This window comes from Mesorhizobium sp. WSM4848 (assembly GCF_055811375.1).
In genome coordinates, this window is the sequence record NZ_JBVVPX010000101.1 from 1 (window position 1) to 1,078 (window position 1,078).

Sequence of the window (1,078 nt, forward strand, 5' to 3'; positions counted from 1 at the left end):
GTCGCGTCTACCAACCGCCGGTTGGCGCGCGGTTGCTTGTTTGACAGACACGCGCTTTATGATGGCTGCTTAAAAGCGCCGATCGAGCCTTTTGCCGAGCGGCACGTTGTGCGGGAGGGACGCTATGGCCGAGCAGGAGCAGTGGCAGCTGGAAGGCAGCGCCGCGGAACTCTACGAGCGCTACCTGGTCCCGGCAATCACAGCCCTGTGGGCTGCCGACCTCGTGGATCGTGCCGCGCTTCTATCTGGTGAGCGGGTTCTGGACGTAGCTTGCGGCACCGGCGTGGTGGCACGCTTGGCGGCCGAGCGTATGGGAAGTGGGCAGGTCGTCGGCCTCGACATCAACACGGGCATGCTTGCCGTTGCTCGATCGCTCCCGAGAGGCGCTGGACCGCTCATCGACTGGCACGAGGGAAGCGCGCTCGAAATGCCGTTCCCTGACGCCACCTTCGATCTGGTTCTTTGCCAACTCGGACTGCAGTTTTTTCCGGACCGATCGAGTGCGCTACGTGAGATGTTCCGGGTTCTGGTGCCTAACGGCCGACTGGCCTTAAGCGTTTTCAGCGCTATTGAGCGCACTCCTGCGGCAAAGGCGCTGGCGGATGCCTTGGATCGACACCTCGGTCCAGGCGCTTCGGCAACGAAACGGTCCGAGCATTCACTCGCCGATGCAGACGAGCTTTACCGATTGGTGGCCGGGGCGGGATTTCGTCAGGTGACAATCGACACGACGACACAGAACATCCGATTCCCCTCGTCAAAGGAATATGTGCGACTACAGCTGGCAGCGACTCCGCAGGCAGGGCTGGTCAGCGGAATGGATGCCGGACATCGCGACGCAGTCATCGCAGCGATCATGGGTGATGTAAGTTCCTCGCTGGCAATCTATTCAACTGGAGGGGAGCTGATGTTCCCCCAAGAGGCTCACGTCGTGCTCGCACGCAAATAGTGCAGCTGACTCTGCGGCATCCGGTGTTCAACAGCGCCCACGCAAAGTGAGCCTAATTAGAGGAGGAGCGTAGCAACCCCTCCTCCTCGGCAGCAGCCTCGAAGGCCTTCCTTACGTCGTCTGGTGTGC

The 1,078-nt window shown here is 61.3% G+C and carries 1 protein-coding gene; it reads left to right on the forward strand.

Annotation, left to right across the window (positions count from 1 at the left end):
* Positions 1-124: 124 nt before the first annotated feature.
* Positions 125-949: a methyltransferase domain-containing protein gene (locus tag AC0L16_RS33445; RefSeq protein ID WP_473625792.1), complete on the forward strand. Its 825-nt coding sequence runs from the start codon at positions 125-127 to the stop codon at positions 947-949.
* The last annotated feature ends 129 nt before the right edge of the window (positions 950-1,078 follow it).